Genomic DNA, 17,221 nt, shown 5'->3' with positions numbered 1-17,221 from the left:
CGGGAGCACGGCTCGGTGTGACCACGCCGTCGCAAGTAGAGGACTAACCGCGGGAAGAGAGGAACTCCTCGAAGGTGCCCACTCCGGTCGCGTTCTCCGGCGTCAGGTTCCCGCCCGCCCGAAACGCCCGGAACGCCTTGCCGGGCAGCCACAGCGGCACGATCGGTTTCCGGCGCCCCACCGACCGCTGGTGGGCCTCCGCCAGGTCACGGGCGGTCCGCACCTCGGGGCCGCCCAGATCCGGTACCCGCCCGGCCGGCTCGCCGGAGGCCAACGCGACCAGCCGGTCCGCGACGTCACCGGTGCTGACCGGCTGGAACCGGAAGCCGGACGGCATGAACGTCACCGGCAGCCGCCGCTGCACCGCCGACGCCCGCGCGACGAGGTCGTGGAACTGGGTCGCGCGCAACACCGTCCACGGCAGACCGGACTCCTCGATCACCTTCTCCGAGGCCAGCTTCTCGTCGTAGTAGAAGAACCGGATCACGTCGATGCCGACGATCGAGATGTACACGAGATGCGGCCCGCCCGCCCGCCGCGCGGCCTCGACCAGGTTCCGCGTCACCTGCTCGTCCCCGCGGCCCAAGGTCGACGCGCAATGGATGATCACCGACACACCGGTGACGGCCTCGGCGAGACCGTCACCGGTCCGCAGATCACACCGCGCCCACTCGTGGGACTCGCCGGAAGGGCGCGGCCGTCGGCTCATCACCCGGACCGGCAGTCCCTCGGCGGACAGCCGCCGCACCACCTCACGGCCGAGATCGCCGGTACCGCCGGTCACCAGGATCGGTTTCGTCACCAAGGTCCTCCGTTCACGAGAGCTTCCACCCTCAAGAACCGGCGGGCCACCCGGAACGTGACAGCTGCCGCGAGGCGAACGCGAGTTTGTCCGGATTCGCGACCGCGCGGAGCCCGGAGATCCGGCCGTCCACGACCTCGAACCCGAGGATGCCGTACAGCGCATCGCCGACCGTCGCGATGACCGCAGGCCCGCCGTTGACCTCGATGATCTCGATCGACACCTGCGTGGCTCTCGCGAACATCCCGGCGTACAGACGCGCGACCTTCGCGGCGCCGTGCACCGGGCGCCGACCCGCGGAGGCCTTGCCGCCACCGTCCGACCACGCCGTGACCTCGGCGGTGAACAGGCTCTCCAGGGCAGGCAGGTCACCGTCCCGTGCCGCCGACAGGAAGCTCTCGACGAGCTTCTCCAGCTGCGACGGGTCCGAAACCCGTCGCTCGTCGGGTCGGGCGAGATCCCGCCGGGCCCGGCTGTGCAACTGGCGCGAGTTGACCTCGGAGACGTCGAGGATCGCGGCGATCTCGCGATGGCTGTAGGCGAAGGCCTCCTTCAACACGAACACCGCCCGCTCGACCGGGCTGAGCTGTTCCAGCAGCACCAGCATCGCCAGCGACACCGAATCCCGCTGTTCCGCCGTCTCCAGCGGACCGAGCGTGTCGTCCGAGGTCAGGACCGGTTCGGGCAGCCACGGCCCGACATACCGCTCGCGCTGGACCCTGGCCGAGGTCAGCCGGTTCAGGCAGAGATTGGTGACCACCTTCGCCAGCCACGCCCGCGGCGACTCGATCGACCCGCGTTCGGCGCCCGCCCACTTCAGGTAGGCGTCCTGGACGGCGTCTTCCGCCTCCGCGGCCGAACCGAGGAGGCGGTACGCGAGCCCGAACATGACGGGACGCAGTTCCTCGAATTCCGTCGCGCCGTCCATTGTCTCCTACGAATCCCGCTCTTTCCACTGTGGACGGTCCGAGGCCGGGGGTACCGCTCACCGGGATGGCCGTACCTGATCGGCGCTGACGTCCACTGTGACTGTATCGGTACGAAGGGAACGTCTGCGTCACCACCGAGAGAGGGGTCTGGAGTGACGTCACGTTCGTCACGTTCGCGTGCCTCGTTGTGCGCTGCGACCGCAATGACAGTGTTAGCGCTGATCACAGCGCCCCAAGCCGGCGCGGCACCGGCACCGGGCGCCGTACACACCACACCGGACAGATCCGGAAAGGACATCGACGTCAGAGACACGGCGAGAACCAGCCCGCGCGTCCTCGGCGCGCAGGACCGGCTCGCGGCGTCCCGGGCGAACTCCGTCGCGAAGGCGCGCGCGGAGCTGGGCAACCAGGCCGTGCTCGACTTCGACGAACTCACCGGCACCCCCCGCGTCCTCGCCCGCACCGACGGCTTCCTCACCGGCCCGAGCGGCAAAGCGCCCCGCGACATCGTGCTCGACTATCTGCGCGCGCAGCAAGGACTCGTCGGCCTCAGCGCCGGCGACACCGCGAAACTGAGCCTGCGCAAGGATTACGTCGACGTCGAAGGCACGCATCACCTGTCCTTCACCCAGGCCGTCGGCGGGATTCCCTTGTTCGGCAACGGTTTGAAGGCACACGTCACCAAGGACGGCAGGCTGATCCAGCTGGACGGCGCGCCCGTGCGCGACCTTCCCGCCTCGCTGGGCACGGCCGCGCTCGCGGCTCCCGGCCCGGACTCGAAGCAGGTCGCGTTCCTCACCGCCGACGGGATCCGTCTCGCCTGGTACACGCTGGCCAAACCCGCCGTGGACAAGATGTTCCAGGAGGTGACCGACGCCGCGACCGGGAAGCTGCTCTACCGCAAGAACCTGGTGAACCACGCCAACGACGCCGACGGCGCCAAGGGACTCGCCTGGGAAGCCCAGCCGGGCCCGCAGAAACAGGTCAACCTGACGCAGAAGGGCTGGCTGCCCGCCGACGCGAAGACCTTGGACGGCAACGTCGCGCACGTCGCCGCCGACATCAACGGCGACCTGAAGTTCCAGCCCCAGGAAGAGGTCGGGCCGAACACCGACGGCACCTACCGGTACAAGTTCACCGACTTCAACGCCGCCGTCGGACCGCCCTGCTCGGCTGCCAGGCCGTGCTCCTGGGACCCGAAGACGCCGGGCTCGTGGGCGAAGAACCGCGAACAGAACGCCGTGCAGGCCCTGGCCTACGTCGGCAGCTTCCACGACCACCTCGCCTCCTTCCCGATCGGCTTCACCCGCCAGGCGGGCAACTTCGAGAAGGTCGACGGCGACGCCGTCCAGGTCCACACCCTGCTCGGCGCCCAGGAACCGGGCTACTACGACAACGCGTTCATGGGCACCCCGCCCGACGGCCAGGCACCGACCATGGGGATGTTCCTGTTCCACGACCCCAGGGACCCCACCGACCCGTTCCTCGCGGCGAACTCCGCGGACGACGCCACGATCATCCACCACGAGTACACCCACGGGCTGTCGAACCGGCTCGTCGTCGACGCGCAGGGAAACTCCACTCTGAACTCCCTGCAGTCCGGCGCGATGGGGGAGGCGTGGAGCGACTGGTACGCCTTCGACTACCTCGTCGGCCGCAACGCGATCAAGGACACCCCGGCTCCCGGTGAGCTCCTCGGCGGCGACTACGTCAGCGACGGGAAACCCCTCGCCCGCACCCAGCCGCTGGACTGCCCGGTCGGCGCGGGCGCGCCGCAGTGTCCCGGAACGCCCGGAGCGGGCCCCGGTGGCTACACCTACGGCGACCTCGGCCGGATCCTCGGTTTCCCGGAGGTGCACGCCGACGGCGAGATCTGGGCGAGCACGCTGTGGGACGTCCGCTCGGCACTCGGCGTCCCGCTCGCGCGGGCGCTGGTCACCCGCGCGATGGAGCTTTCGCCCGCGTCGCCGTCGTTCCTGGACATGCGGAACGCGATCCTGCAGGCCGACACGGTGATCAACGGCGGCCGCGCGCACGCCAAGCTGTGGAAGGCCTTCGCCGCCCGCGGCATGGGCTACTTCGCCGCGTCGATCACCGGCGCCGACACCGAACCGGCCGAGGACTTCTCCACGCCGCCTCCCGCGGGCACCCCGACCGGGACGGTGACCGGCAAGGTCACCAACCGCGAAGGCGGTGCCCCGATCGCGGGCGTCGCGGTCCGGTTCAGCGGCCACGACTCCGGTTTCGGCGGCTCGCTGTCCGCGGTCACCGACGCCGGCGGCATCTACACGATCCCCGGTGTGCTGCCGGGCACCTATCCGAAGGTCTACGCCGCCGGTGGCGGCGCGGACAGTGAGACCCGCGCGGTGTCGGTGCGCTCGGGTACCACGAAGGTCGACTGGTCGCTGCGCCTCAACTGGGTCTCCGGCACCGCGGGGGCCACGGTCGCCGGGTTCAACGGCGTCGACTTCACCCAGTACGGCTGCGGTCCCGGCGATCTGCTGGCGTCTTCGGTGCTCGGCGGCGGTGGCTGGTCGACCGACAAGGTGGTCCGCCCCGACGGCACGATCGAGAGCAGGTTCATCACGATCAAGCTGGGCAAACCGGTCAACGTCAGCGCCATCGAGATCGACCCGGCCAACCACTGCGGCGACGATCCGCCCGCCGCGGCCAAGGACGTCACGGTCGAGACCTCGGTGGACGGCACGACCTGGGTGAAGGCGGGCACCGGCGACTTCAAGCCCGCCGACCTGAACAAGCTCAGCGCGCTCCAGCTCGCGCCGGGCAGCGGGACCGGGGTGCTGTTCGTGCGGCTCACCGTTTCGTCCAACCAGCTGTCGTTCTACCCGGGCAACGTCTGCTCGCCGCAGCCGTCCACGGCCGGGTGTCTGTACATGGACGTGCAGAAACTCGCGGTGCGGGGCGCTCCTGCCTGATCCGCTGTGCGTGGGCTCGTGAGTGGTAGTGACGGTTCTCTTTGAGGAGAAGGGCAAACGTGTCATGTTCACGGGCGGGGCGCGCCGAGCCTTCAGCGTCGCGGATGTGACCGGCCGACGAGAGCCGGCTACATCCTGACTGTCCACAAAGGACAATTTCGGGTGGGCAAATGTCCGATTGATGACCATGTGCACGCTTTGCAAGGGGGGCGTGAGTGGTAAAGCGGGTTCTAACCCTCTTTACGCTCACGACCCTCTCAAAAACCACGCATCTAGCCATCAAACGAACATTCGGTCGCCTGGGAGTGCCCCTGTGGACGCTCGGGGAACGACTGGCGCCCGCCGACCGGTCCAGAACCACGCCGCGAAGGCCGCATCTCAGCCTTGAAGCCAGCGAAGGGGGCCTTCACCACAGAGGCTCGGTCACGCCACCTTTGACTTACCTCTCAATAACTGTCACGACCACTCACGAGTGTCGTATGATCAAGGCATCGGGGTAGAAACGTGCTCTCCGTTCTGAGCACGCGCATACACGGGTTCGAATGAACCGTCACTCCTTCACCTCGAAGGAGTGTTCATGTTGCGTTCCCCCACCTCCCGCACACCCCGGTCCCTGATCGAAGTGTGGCCCGCGCTGGCCGGGCTCTCGGCCGTGTTCCTGTTCGAGATGCTCGACAACTCGATCCTCAACGTCGCGCTGCCGACCATCGGCCGCGAACTCTCCGCCTCGACGACCACCCTGCAATGGGTGACCGGGGTGTATTCCGTCGTGTTCGGCGGGCTGATGCTGGCGTTCGGCGCGCTGGCCGACCGGGTCGGCAGGCGCAAGATCATGCTGGCCGGGCTCGTTCTGCTGGCAGTGGCGAGCCTGGCCACGATGTTCGTCACCGTCGCGTGGCAGCTCATCGCGGTCCGGGCCGTCATGGGTATCGCGGCGGCGATGACGACACCGGGGTCGCTCGCTCTCGCGTTCCGCCTGTTCGACGAAGACGTGCTGCGCGTCCGCGCGACCACCCTGATCTCGACGGTGGGCCTGGTCGGTCTCGCCATCGGCCCCACCGTCGGCGGACTCGCGCTCGCCGTCGCGCCGTGGCAAGCCCTGCTGGTGGTGAACGTGCCGGTCGCCGCGCTCGCGTTCATCGGCATCCGGACCGGCATCCCCGCCGACGATCCCGCCGAGCTGCACCGCGATCCGATCGACGTCGCGGGCGCCGTGCTGGGGACCGCGACGATCGTCCTCACGCTTCTCGCGCCCACGCTCTTCGTCGAAGCAGGCACCGCCTCGGCTCTGCCCTGGGGCACCGCCGCTGCCGCGCTCGTCGCCGGAACCTGCTTCGTCCTTCGCGAGATGACGGCCCGCTATCCCTTGCTGGACCTGAAGCTCGTTGCCCGGCCCCTGGTGTCCAGCGGACTGGCGCTCAAGGCCGCGGCCGGACTGGCGACCGCCGGGCTGAGCTACCTCGTGACCCTGCACCTGCAGTTCGGCCTGGGCTGGGCGCCCGCCCAGGCGGCGATCGGGATGCTGCCCCAGGTCGTCGTCCTGATCGCCGGCGGCGCTCTCGTCGGCCCCCTGGTCACCCGCGTCGGCCTCACCAAAGCCGCCTGGCTCAGCGCGGGCGCGGTCGTGTGCGGACTCGCCGTCTACACCGCGTTCGGCGGCTTCGGCTACGTCTGGATCGCCCTCGCGCTCGCCCTCGTCGCGGCGGGGATGCGCGTGGTCGGGGTCGTCGCGGGCACCAACGTGATGCGCGGCCTGCCGCCGAACCGGACCACCATCGGGGCCGCGCTCGTCGACACCGCCAGCGAAGTCACCACCGGGATCGGGATCGCCCTCAGCGGCACCATCCTGGCGCTGGTCTTCCCCGGCGCGCTGACGACGGCACTGCACACGGCAGGCTTCCAGATGGCGACCACCTACGCCGGACTCGCCCTCACCCTGCTCTCCGGCGCCCTCGTCGGCTTCGGCATCCTGCGCGGACGTCGTCCCGAATAGACGTGAAGGCCCCCTTCGCAGCGCCAGGCGCAATGAAGGGGGCCTTCACCTACTTACCGGAGGACTACAGCTTCGCGCACTGCCCGGCGGACGGACCGCGGACGGTGTTCTGCAGGTCGTAGTCCGTCGGAGCGGGGGAGTTGGCCGCGCACGCCAGAGGTCCGCCGATCGTGCTGGAGGTCAGCACCGGCCCCTTGTTGCCCGTCAACGCCACCGGACCGCCGATCTCGGTCAGTTCGATCGACACCGGCCCGGTCGACCCGGTGATCGCCACCGGGCCGTTCACCTTCGTCCGGTCCAGCACGATCTGCGCCGCACCCGTCGCCGTCAGCGGCCCGGAGATCGACCCGCCGCGGACGATCAGGCTCGCACCCGGCGCCACCGAAACCGGGCCGGACACCGTCGCACCGTCCACACAGGTCACCCCGTTGCGCACGGTCAGCGGGCCCTTGTGCGCGGCCGTGATCGTCTGGGTGCACGCCGCGTCGGGCTTGCCGAGCACCTCGAACTCCGACAGCGACGCCTCCCCGCCCGTGGTCGCGGTGACCTCGAGCCGGTAGTACGCGTAGTGCGCCGGGTTCGCGATCTTGAACGCCCTGGTCTGCTGACGCCACGGGAACTTCTGGTCGGTCCGCGCATCCGCGACCGCCCAGGTCTTCCCGTCGTAGGAACCCTTCAGTACCCAGCTCTTCGCGTCGCCCGCGCCCTTGCCGGACGTCAGCGTGTAGAACGAACCCGCCTCCTTCGTCGAAGGCACCTGGTACTGGATCGGTGCCTTGACCTTCGCCTCGGTCCGCGACGTGTTGTCGAAGAACGCGGCGTCCCCGCCGGAGACCGGCTTGGTCAGGTCGTGCACCGGCGTCGGCACCGCGTCGCCCTTGGTGATCGACTTCGGCGCGTCGTCCGGGCCGGTGCCCCACGACGACGGGTTCGGGCCCATGTCGAAGTCGAGCGTCCCGCCTCCTCCGATCGCGGAATGCGCCAGCGACGTCGAGGACTGGGCCTTGCCGTTCACCTTGAGGCCCTGCACGTAGACGTTCTTCGCGCTGTTCTTCGGCGCGTTGACCACGATCTTCTTGCCGCCGGGCAGGTTCACGGTCGCCTTGGTGAACAGCGGCGACCCGATCGCGTAGTCCGAGCTGCCGACCTGCAACGGGTAGAAGCCCAGCATGCCGAACAGCCACCAGGCCGACTGCTCGCCGTTGTCCTCGTCACCGCCGTAGCCCTGGCCGAGCTCACTGCCGACGTACAACCTCGCCAGTGCCTCGCGGACCTTCGCCTGCGTCTTCGACGGCTGACCCGCGTAGTCGTACATGTAGAGCGTGTGGTGCGCGGCCTGGTTGGAATGGGCGTACATGCCCATCCGGACGTCCCGCGCCTCGGTCATCTCGTGGATGATCCCGCCGTAGCTGCCGTACTTCAGGCCGGTCTCCGGGGTGGCGAAGAATTCGTCCAATTTGGACGCCAGCCCCGCCTTGCCGCCGAAGAGGTTCGCCAGGCCCTGGCCGTCCTGCGGAACGGAGAACCGCATGCCGTACGCGTTGGTCTCGGTGTAGTCGATACCCCAGACCTCCGGGTCGAACTGGTCCTTCGCCCGGGTGAACTTGCCCGCCGCGTCACGGCCCTGGAAGAAGCCGACACTCGGGTCGAACACGTTCACGTACTGCGTGGCCCGCTCGGTGAAGTACCCGTAGTTGTCCAGGTACTCCTGCTTGCGCGGGTCTGTCGCCGGAGCCTCGTCGTAGAGCTTCTTCGACATGTTCGCGATGGCGTTGTCGTTGACGTAGCCCTCGATCGCCCACGAGAACCCGTGGTCGGCGGTGTTCGGCGCGTACCCGAGGAACGTGCCCTCGTCGATGCCCTTCCGGCCGACCGCCCCGTTCGGCGGCGTCACGGTGGCGTTCTTGATCGCGGAGTCGTAGGCCGACTGGACGTCGAAACCCTTGACTCCCTTGAGATACGCGTCCGCGAAAGCGGCGTCCGAACTGGTTCCGGTCATCAGATCCGCGTAGCCGGGGGAGGACCAGCGCGAGATCCAGCCGCCGTCACGGTACTGCTGCACGAAACCGTCGACCAGCTTCCCGGTCGTGTCCGGACTGAGCAGCGAATACGCCGACCACACCGTGCGATAGGTGTCCCAGAAGCCGTTGTTGACGTAGAACTCGCCGTCGACCAGTTTCGCCCCGGTCTGGGTCGGGGTGTCCTGTCCGGTCTTCGGCGACACCGGGCTCGCGTACTTCTTCACCGGCTTCTCGACGGTGCCGACGTTCTCGAAGCCCGAGTTCGGGTACAGGAAGAGCCGGTACAGGTTCGAGTACAGCGTGATCAGCTGGTCTTTCGACGCGCCCTCGACCTCGATGACCTTGAGCTTCTCGTCCCAGGCCTTCGCCGCCGTCTCACCGACCGACTCGACCGTCGCGTTCGGGGCGAGCTCCTGCGCCAGGTTCTTCTTCGCCTGCTCGACGCTGATCAGCGAGGTCGCGATCCGCATGTTCACCGTCTTGTCGGCGCCCGCGTCGAACTTGAGGTAACCGAGGACGTTGTCCCGCTTCTGGTCACCGGAACCGGTCGACAGCTTCGAACCGGCGGTCACCGGCTTGTCGAAGGTGGCGTAGACGAACATCCGCGACGCGCCCGCGGACAGCCCGCTCTTCACGTCGCTGTAGCCGGTGATGGCCCGGCCCGCGGGGTCGAGGGTCAGCCCGCCGTTGTTGTTGACGTTGTCGAAGATCAGGTTCGAGTCCGCACCGGGGAACTTGAACCGGTACAGCGCCGCGTGATCGGTCGGCGCGACCTCGGTCTTGATCCCGTTCTCGAAATCGACGCCGTAGTAGTGCGCCCGTGCCGTCTCGTTCGAGTGCTTGAACGGCAGCTTCCGTGCTTCACGATCCGGGTTGGGCACGCCGGTGGCGGTCGAGGGCAGGAACTGGAAGGTCTGCCGGTCGGCCATCCACGGGCTCGGCGCGTGGCTCGCGGAGAACGCCTGCAGCGCCGGGAGGTTCTGCTCGTTGTTGCGCGAGTGGTAGGAGTACATCCAGCTCAACGTGCCCGCGTCGGTCGTCGGGATCCAGAAGTTGAACCCGTGCGGCACCGCTGTCGCGGGCATGTTGTTGCCGCGCGAGAACGACCCGTTCGACAACGAACCGCGCGTGGTCAGCACGTTGTCGCTCGGGCGAAGGCTCGCCGGCGGCGTCGGCGTGGCCGAGACCTTGATGTCGTCCAGCCAGCCCTGCAGCGAACCCGGGCCGCTCGCGTTGTCGTAGCCGACCAGGATCCGGTCGACCGTCTTGCCCTTCGCGACCACGCCGATCTGCGAGCGCACCAGGTTCCACTGGTTGGTGTAGAGCACCTTGCTCGCACCCTGGCCCTGCGGCGAAAGCCCGAAACCGTACTGGTCGACCGCGCCGAGCTGGCTCAGGTACGTGCCGTCGGTGAACGCCAGGTCCACCGCGACGTTCGTGCTCGGGTACTTCAGGTCGCCGCGGATGAACTCCGGCTGCACCTTGTAGGACAGCTCCGAGGTCGCCGCCACCGGGATGTCGACGTCGAAGATCTTGTTGTACGACCAGCCGTGCCCCTGCGCCTTGTGGCTGCCGGAGTAGCGGAACGCCCGCGTGCCGGTGAAGCCGACGCGGTTCTTGTTCGTGTAGCCGCCCGTCGGGCCGCTGTCGGCGAAGCTGCGCATGTTCGGCAGGGCAGGCGGCGCCGGGTCCTCGTTGGCCAGCAGCAGCTCCGAGAGCTGCATGATGTCGCCGCCGTTGTTCTTCGTGATGTTCAGCCGGAAGAACTTGTACGCGGCACTCGCCGCGGGCAGGCGGTACTCCTTGGCCTGGAACCGCCCCGAGAACTTCTGGCCGGTCTGCTTGTCCAGATCCGTCCAGGCCTGGCCGTCCGTGGAGCCCTGTAGCGTCCAGTCCTGCGGGTCGCGGTTGTCGAAGTCGTTCGCCGAGGACAGCGCGTACCGCGTGATCGACGTCGGCTCGGACAGCACGACCTGCGCGAAGCCGGTCGGCGTCCAGGCGAGCCACTTGGTGTCGGCCGAGCCGTCGACCAGGTTCGACACCCCCTCGTTCGGGGTGTTCTCGCTGTTGGCGGACGTCTCGGTGACCTTGCCGCGGATGTCACCGGGGATGGTGGTGGCGTTCGCGCCGTCGACGCCGAACGCCTTCGGCTTGCCGGACGGGTCGACGTCGACGGTGTCGCTCCACGTCGGCTGCGGTTCACCCTGTTCGAAAGAGGAGTAGAAGTCCGGCGGAGCTTCTTCGGCCGCGGCGGTGGCCGGGAGGGCTACCAGCCCAGACGCCACGACCGTGGCACTCAAGAGGCTGCAGACCCAAGGTCTGACGCTTCGGGGCATCGTTGCACCAATGCTTTCTCGCGGGGGCATGCTGGGCGCCGCACAGGCGGGGGACCGGGGACGCCAAGAGAGAAGAACTCGGTTGTGACATCGATGTCAAGACACTCGGACAAACCTGGCCCGAACTGGACAACCCGGATGCCCTCGCGAGCGCTTGTGAAACCCGGTGGACAACCTCCGGGGGCCGGGCCAGGGTGAATGAGTCCGACTGAAAGCCGATCCGGGAAACTGGGGTGGGGAAATGCGGCGGTTGTCCATGCTCGGCGTGGCAGCGCTCATCACGGCAGGCTCGATACTCACGGCACCGGCGGCCACCGCCGGCGAAACGACCTTCCGCCCGGTGCGCACCTGCGCCGACCTGGTGCGGACCTACGACGTTCCCGGGGCGGTCACGCACGTCAAGACCGCGACCGTGGTGCCGGCGACGGCGACCGAACCGGAGAACTGCGACGTCCGCGGCTACGTCGAACCGGCGGTGCAATTCCAGCTCCGGCTGCCAACCAAGACCTACGCGGGCCGGTATCTGCAGTTCGGCTGCGGCGGGTTCTGCGGTGTCGTCAGCACCCCGCCGTTCGCCGACTGCGGACTGCCCCACGGCGGCGACGTCGCGGTCGCGGCCACCGACGACGGTCACGTCGGCAAGAGCGAGCTGATCTTCGACGACGGCAAATGGGCCGAGAACAACCAGGCCGCGCGCGACGACTTCGCGTTCCGGGCCCCGCACGTGGTGTCGAAGGCGTCCAAGCGCCTCATTTCGGCGTTCTACGGCGCTCCGCCGAAGAAGTCCTACTTCAGCGGTTGTTCCGACGGCGGCCGCGAAGCGCTCCTGCTCGCGCAGCGCTACCCGCACGACTTCGACGGCATCATCGCCGGCGCACCGGCCGGCTACTGGGGTCCGCTCATCGGCGCCTACCAGACCTGGCTCGCCAAGGTGAACACCGGCGCCGACGGCAAGCCGATCCTGACCGCGGAAAAGCTCCCGGCACTGCACGCCGCCGCACTGTCCTCTTGCGACAAGTCCGACGGACTCGGTGACGGCGCCATCGACGACCCGCGCACCTGCCGCTTCGACCCGGCGACGATCGCCTGTCCGACCGGCACCGACAACGCCGGCTGCCTCACCCCGGCCCAGGTCGAGGCCACCAAGAAGATCTACGCGCCGCCCACCGACGAACGCGGCCGCAAGCTGTACCCGGGCGGCCAGACCGTCGGCTCCGAACTGTCCTGGTACGGCTGGATCATCCCGGCGCCGGAGTTCGGCGGTATCCCCGCCGCGTACGGACTCGCCGACAACTACCTGAAGTACATGGCCTACCCGATCGGGACACCGCATTCGTCGGTCGACAAGTTCGCCTTCACCTCGCGTGAATTCGACAGGCTGACCCCGGAAGGCATCCGCTCCAACGCGATGTCGACGGACCTGCGTGAGTTTCGGCGCTCCGGCGGCAAACTCGTGATCTGGCACGGCTGGGCGGACCAGGCCATCCCCGCGGCGGGCACCATCGACTACTACCAGCGGCTCACCCGCGCCAACGGCGGTCCCGCCGCGACGCGGGACTGGGCGCGGCTGTTCATGGTCCCCGGCCTGTACCACTGCGCGACCGGCGACAAGCTGACCGAGTACGACCCGCTGAAGGAACTGGTCTCCTGGGTCGAACGCGGCACCGCACCGGACCGGACGATCGCCACCGGCCGCGACGCCGACGGCAAGGTCTTCCGCACCCGGCCGGTGTTCCCGTACCCGCTGCAGGCCAAGTACGACGGCACCGGAAGCGTCGACGACGCCGCGAACTTCGTGCCGGTCCCGCCGTCTCGGCCTTCGCAGGACATCGTGAACTGGGCCGGGAACGATCTGTACGGGAAGGCGGGCCCGGTCGCTCCTTAGCGCGTCGGCCGTCGGACGTGTTCGCTGTTCCCAATGTCGCATTTGAGTCGCTGAGCGTCTCGAATGCGACATTGGGAACAATCGATGCTGAGACCGCGAGACTCGCCATTCGTGTCTCCGGTGTGAGGTGCTACCTGCGGTAGGGGTGTGTGGATTTCTGGTCATCCAACGCACCAAAATCCACACAGTCGGCGTCATAGGACGGACATCACGCAGCCACTGACCCGCACCACGCCCCCGTCCGGCTGCAAGTGCAATGAAGGGGACTTTCATCGCAAAATTTGCAATGAAAGTCCCCTTCATTGCACTTCTGAGCCAGTCAGGAAAGCACGCCGTCCAGCAGCCGTACCCGCCGGTCCGCGATCCGGTGCACGTCGTCGTCGTGCGTCGCCACGATGACCGCGGCGCCCTCTTCCGCGCAGCGTCGCAGCAGCCTCAGCACCCGCGGCGTGCTCCCGGCGTCCAGGTGCGCGGTCGGTTCGTCGGTGAGCAGGACCCGAGGCCGCCCGCTGACGGCCCTGGCGAGTGCCACCCGCTGCTGCTGCCCGAAGGAGACCTCGAGGGGATAGCGGTCGCCGAGGTCACCGATCCCGAGTTCCTCCAGCAGTTCCGAAACCCGCGCGTGGATGTCCTTCGCGCTGGGCTTGGGGATGTCGGACCGGAGCCGCAACGGCAGCGCCACGTTCTCCGCGATCGTCAGTTCGTTCGCGAGACCGAGCGCCTGGGGCAGGACGGCGCAGGTGTGCCACGGCGGCGCGCCCGCTATCGGGACGCCGTCCAGCAGGACACTGCCGGAATCCGGCGAGTCGAAGCCGCACAGCAGGGCCAGCAGCGCGCTCTTGCCGGAACCGGACCGCCCGGAAACGGTGACCAGTTCGCCCGGGGCCACCCGCAGTTCGAGCCCGCGCAGGACTTCGACGTCCCCGCTGGGATGGGGGAACCGGCGGCGCAACCCGACGGCCTCGAGGGCGGGTTCCGCCATCACGGCACGACCTCCCGTTCTTCGACAGCTTCGAGGCTGCCTTTGTGCATCCGCGCGACGCGGCTGCCGAGTTCGATGAGCCGGTCGTCGTGCGAAGCGACGATCACGGCGAAATCCTGGTCCGCCAGATACTTCAGCGTGTCGAGTACCAGGTCGGCCGACCCTTCGTCCAGCTGGGACGTCGGCTCGTCGGCGAGGACGACGGTCGAGCGGCGCGCCAGGGTGCAGCCGAACGCGAGGCGCTGCTGCTGCCCGCCGGACAGCGCGGAGATCTGCCAGGCGCCGGTGCCGCCGAGCCCCAGCTGTTCGAGGATGTCGTCGGGCAGGCATTCCGTTCCGGCCGATTCCGCCGCCGCGCGGAGATTGTCGGCGACGCTCAGGTACGCGAGCAGGTTGTCGGTCGGGTTCTGGAACACCAGGCCGAGGTGGTTGCGCCGCAGCGCTCGCCGGTCGCGATGCCGCAGCGTGGCGGTTTCGGTGCCCTGGAAGGAGATCGTGCCCCGAACGGGCTGCTCGAACAGGCCGAGTGTCCGCAGCAGGGTGGATTTGCCGGAACCGGACGGCCCGGCCAGTACGGTGATCCCGCGTGCGGGGATGTCGATGGTGACGTCGTCGACACCGGTGACGGTGCCCGCGGGCGTCTGGTAGTCGACGCCGATCCCGCGAAGCCGGAAGATCGGTTTCTCAGGCACGAATCAGCTCCGCGGTCCGGGCGGTGCGCACCGAGCGCATCGCGATCCAGCCTGCCAGCGCCACGACGAGCACGCCGACGGCCAGCACGGTCAGGGCCATCGGGGTCGGGTTGGGCAGTGCCGACCGCGGGGCGAGGAAGGTCGCCGGGTCGAAGCGCGGCACCGAAAGCCCCGCGACCGAAATCCCGCAGGCGACGCCGATGACCACCGCGAGCCCGCTGAGCGCGCCCAGTTCCATCAGGTGACTCGCCAGCAGGGCGCGCGGTCGCATCCCCATCCGCAGGACCAGCGCCCCGGCCAGCGCGTTCTGGCGTCGGCGGACTTCGACCGCGACCAGCAGCGACAGCACCGCCACCACGCCGAGCACGGCGCCGAGCAGGGCCATGAACGAGAACGTCCAGGACACGACGTAGAACGGAAGCGCGTCGAGGGCGGAGTCACGGGTGACGCGGTTGACCGCCGTGGCCACTCCCACGGAGACCAGCGCTTCGGTCACCTGCGTCATCGACGAGCCGGACAGCAGGCTCCACTTGGGCACCGCGCGCATTTGCGCGGCGCTGAGCGATTCCCGGGAGATCACGTACCCGGCCTTGGTGCCGATGATCGGGAACATCGGCAGCTCGCCGATCGTCCTGGCATCCGGGAGACCGGCTCCCAGCCGGGGTTTCTGGGCCGCGTCGTTCCCGACCCGGATAGCCGGGACGCCGTTGCCGGGACCCGACAGGCTGCCGAGCAACCGGTCGACCTCGGTGCTGTCGAGCGGGCCGAGGGTGGCGGCGCGCCGGAAGGTCTGCGGATCCACGACCAGCACGACGTTGCCCGTGCCGGTGAGTTCGCCGACGATCGTGGTGTTGCCGTTGATCTCGGCGGGCAGGGGGATCTGGCCGGTGCCGATGACGCTTTCGGTGTCCACCCGGGTCTCGGCGCCGACGAAGATCGCCGACTTGGTGTGCAGCGCCTCCTCCTGCCCGCGCGCGATCCCGATCCCGGTCGCCAGGGTGCCGATGGCCAGCGTGCCGATCACGAGGACACCGGTGACCGGCGCGCGAGCGCTGGCGAGCCGCCGGATCGCCAGTTGCAGCGCGGGCCGGGACCACAGCCGCGCGCGGTGCGACGCGAGCAGCGCGAGCCAGGCCAGTCGCGCGGCCAGGAGGCCGACGGTGAGCACGACGAACACCGGATAGGTGAGCGCGAGCGGGTCGACCTGGGGGAGCGGGTTCCCGATCCGGGATCCCTTGCTGTAGTCGACGAGCCGGGTCCAGCCGAGCAGGGCGACGCCGGCGGTGAGCAGTTCCCACGGGAAGATCGCCAGCAGCTTCATGCCCTTGCGGCGTCCGGACTTGACCCGGCCGAGTTCGAACTCCCGATGCGTGCGGAAGGCGATCACCCCGGCCAGCAGCGCGAGCGAAACGAGGAGGATCACGGCCGCGACGAGCGACCCTCTCAGCAGCGCCCCTTCGCCGATTTCCCCTGGCGGTCCGTAAACCCCGAGCAACAGCCGGGCGAGCACCCCGCCTGCCACACCACCGGCCACGATGGGAAGCCCCAGTTCGGCGACCGCGAGCATTCCCAGTGCTCCTGGCGCGCTGCCGCGGGCGGCCAGCAGCCGCAGCTGCGGGTGACGGCGCTGGTGCCACTGCAGCGCGACGGTGCCGATACCGGCGCAGCCGACCAGGATGCTGATGGCCGCGAGCGGCAGGATCGACACCAGGACATTCGATTCGGCCTGGTTGCTGATCTCCACGGAACGCTCGAACGGCACCGAACCGGTGATCGCGTCACCGAGGCCACGGGCACCCAGATCCGCCTTGACGTCGGCGATGAGCGCTTTCGAGCGTTCCAGCAGGTCCTCTGCCTCGCTCACGGTCTTGGGCGGAGCCTCGTAGAACGACAGGTGCAGCGCCTTGATCGCCGGAAGGCCCAGCGTGCGGACGGCGTCGTCGAACGTCTTCCCGTCGGTGGCGAACATGACCGAGTCGAGCGGGTCGTTGGCGAGCCTGCTGACCACCGCGTTCCGTTGCTGCGAGCACCACCACCGCGGCGCCGGGTCGGCGAGGTCGCGGTACAGCCCGGTGACCGGAGGGAGCTGGGCGCCTTGGAAGCTCGGCGTGGTCCCGGGTTTGATCCCTTCCGCCTTGGCCACGACGGTGCCGAGCAGGAGCCCGGTGCCCGCCGACCCGTTCGTCACGTCGAGGTGGCCCGGAACCGCCTGGTCCCGGTGGGCGAGGGTGACCTTGTAGTTGGAATCCCCGTTGAACTCGGTGCCGACGAGAACGGTCGTGTAGCGGGAGGTGACCGGCGCGGTGAAACCGTGCGCCGGAGCCTGACGGCGGATCGAGTCGATGATCTGCGGAGCAGCCGCGGCAGGGACGTTGTCCTTGCTGAAAACAGGTCCGTAGTAATCCGGGCAGGCGATGCCGGACTGGTACGCGACCGCCGCACCGCCCGCGGCGGAAGCCTGCAGGACGGCGGCGGTACCGAGGAAACAGGCCAGTAAGGCGGTCACCGCGGCGATGATCAAAGTCAAAGGGCTGGTCAATGCCGCCCGCGGAGCCGCTCGCCACGGCATCGTCACCTTGGGCCCGCCGGGAGCCCCCCACCTCACCCGCATGGATACGCACGCTACCGGTCAGGGAGGCTCGGCG

Annotated in this window: 9 protein-coding genes; 3 read left to right on the top strand and 6 right to left on the bottom strand. The window is 68.8% G+C overall.

Annotated elements, in window-relative coordinates:
- Positions 1 to 43 precede the first annotated feature (43 nt).
- Positions 44 to 802: an SDR family oxidoreductase gene (locus BKN51_RS13585; protein ID WP_101607989.1), complete on the bottom strand. Its 759-nt coding sequence runs from the start codon at positions 800 to 802 to the stop codon at positions 44 to 46.
- A 31-nt stretch (positions 803 to 833) separates the two neighbouring features.
- Positions 834 to 1,730, bottom strand: a complete 897-nt coding sequence (locus tag BKN51_RS13580) for an RNA polymerase sigma-70 factor (RefSeq protein ID WP_101607988.1) — start codon at positions 1,728 to 1,730, stop codon at positions 834 to 836.
- Between the two features lie 204 nt (positions 1,731 to 1,934).
- Here BKN51_RS13580 and BKN51_RS13575 point away from each other — a divergent pair, with 204 nt between their 5' ends.
- Positions 1,935 to 4,667 (top strand): M36 family metallopeptidase, encoded by a 2,733-nt coding sequence (locus BKN51_RS13575; protein ID WP_101607987.1) that lies wholly within the window; start codon positions 1,935 to 1,937, stop codon positions 4,665 to 4,667.
- Between the two features lie 577 nt (positions 4,668 to 5,244).
- Positions 5,245 to 6,660, top strand: a complete 1,416-nt coding sequence (locus BKN51_RS13570; protein WP_101607986.1) for an MFS transporter — start codon at positions 5,245 to 5,247, stop codon at positions 6,658 to 6,660.
- 64 nt (positions 6,661 to 6,724) lie between these two features.
- Here the strand turns inward: BKN51_RS13570 and BKN51_RS13565 are convergent, their stop codons facing one another.
- Positions 6,725 to 11,017: a GH92 family glycosyl hydrolase gene (locus tag BKN51_RS13565; protein ID WP_101607985.1), complete on the bottom strand. Its 4,293-nt coding sequence runs from the start codon at positions 11,015 to 11,017 to the stop codon at positions 6,725 to 6,727.
- Positions 11,018 to 11,258: 241 nt separating this feature from the next.
- Between BKN51_RS13565 and BKN51_RS13560 the strand changes: the two genes are divergently transcribed.
- The gene (locus BKN51_RS13560) at positions 11,259 to 12,902 is read left to right on the top strand and encodes a tannase/feruloyl esterase family alpha/beta hydrolase (RefSeq protein WP_168214327.1); all 1,644 of its coding nucleotides are present in this window, start codon (positions 11,259 to 11,261) and stop codon (positions 12,900 to 12,902) included.
- Positions 12,903 to 13,221: 319 nt separating this feature from the next.
- On the opposite strand, the gene BKN51_RS13555 is transcribed toward BKN51_RS13560, so the two are convergent.
- Genes BKN51_RS13555 through BKN51_RS13545 form a run of 3 tightly spaced genes read right to left on the bottom strand, consistent with a single transcriptional unit; the run spans position 13,222 to position 17,145 of the window.
- On the bottom strand, positions 13,222 to 13,884 hold the full coding sequence (locus tag BKN51_RS13555) for an ABC transporter ATP-binding protein (RefSeq protein WP_101607983.1): 663 nt from the start codon (positions 13,882 to 13,884) through the stop codon (positions 13,222 to 13,224).
- Positions 13,884 to 14,576, bottom strand: a complete 693-nt coding sequence (locus BKN51_RS13550; RefSeq protein ID WP_101607982.1) for an ABC transporter ATP-binding protein — start codon at positions 14,574 to 14,576, stop codon at positions 13,884 to 13,886. The genes BKN51_RS13555 and BKN51_RS13550 overlap by 1 nt, the downstream gene beginning before the upstream one ends.
- Positions 14,569 to 17,145, bottom strand: coding sequence for an FtsX-like permease family protein (locus tag BKN51_RS13545; RefSeq protein ID WP_101607981.1), 2,577 nt, complete (start codon positions 17,143 to 17,145; stop codon positions 14,569 to 14,571). Before BKN51_RS13545 ends, BKN51_RS13550 begins: the two co-directional genes overlap by 8 nt.
- Between the last annotated feature and the right edge of the window lie 76 nt (positions 17,146 to 17,221).

This window comes from Amycolatopsis sp. BJA-103 (assembly GCF_002849735.1).
GTDB lineage: Bacteria > Actinomycetota > Actinomycetes > Mycobacteriales > Pseudonocardiaceae > Amycolatopsis.
This window is presented reverse-complemented; position numbering and strand designations above follow the sequence as displayed.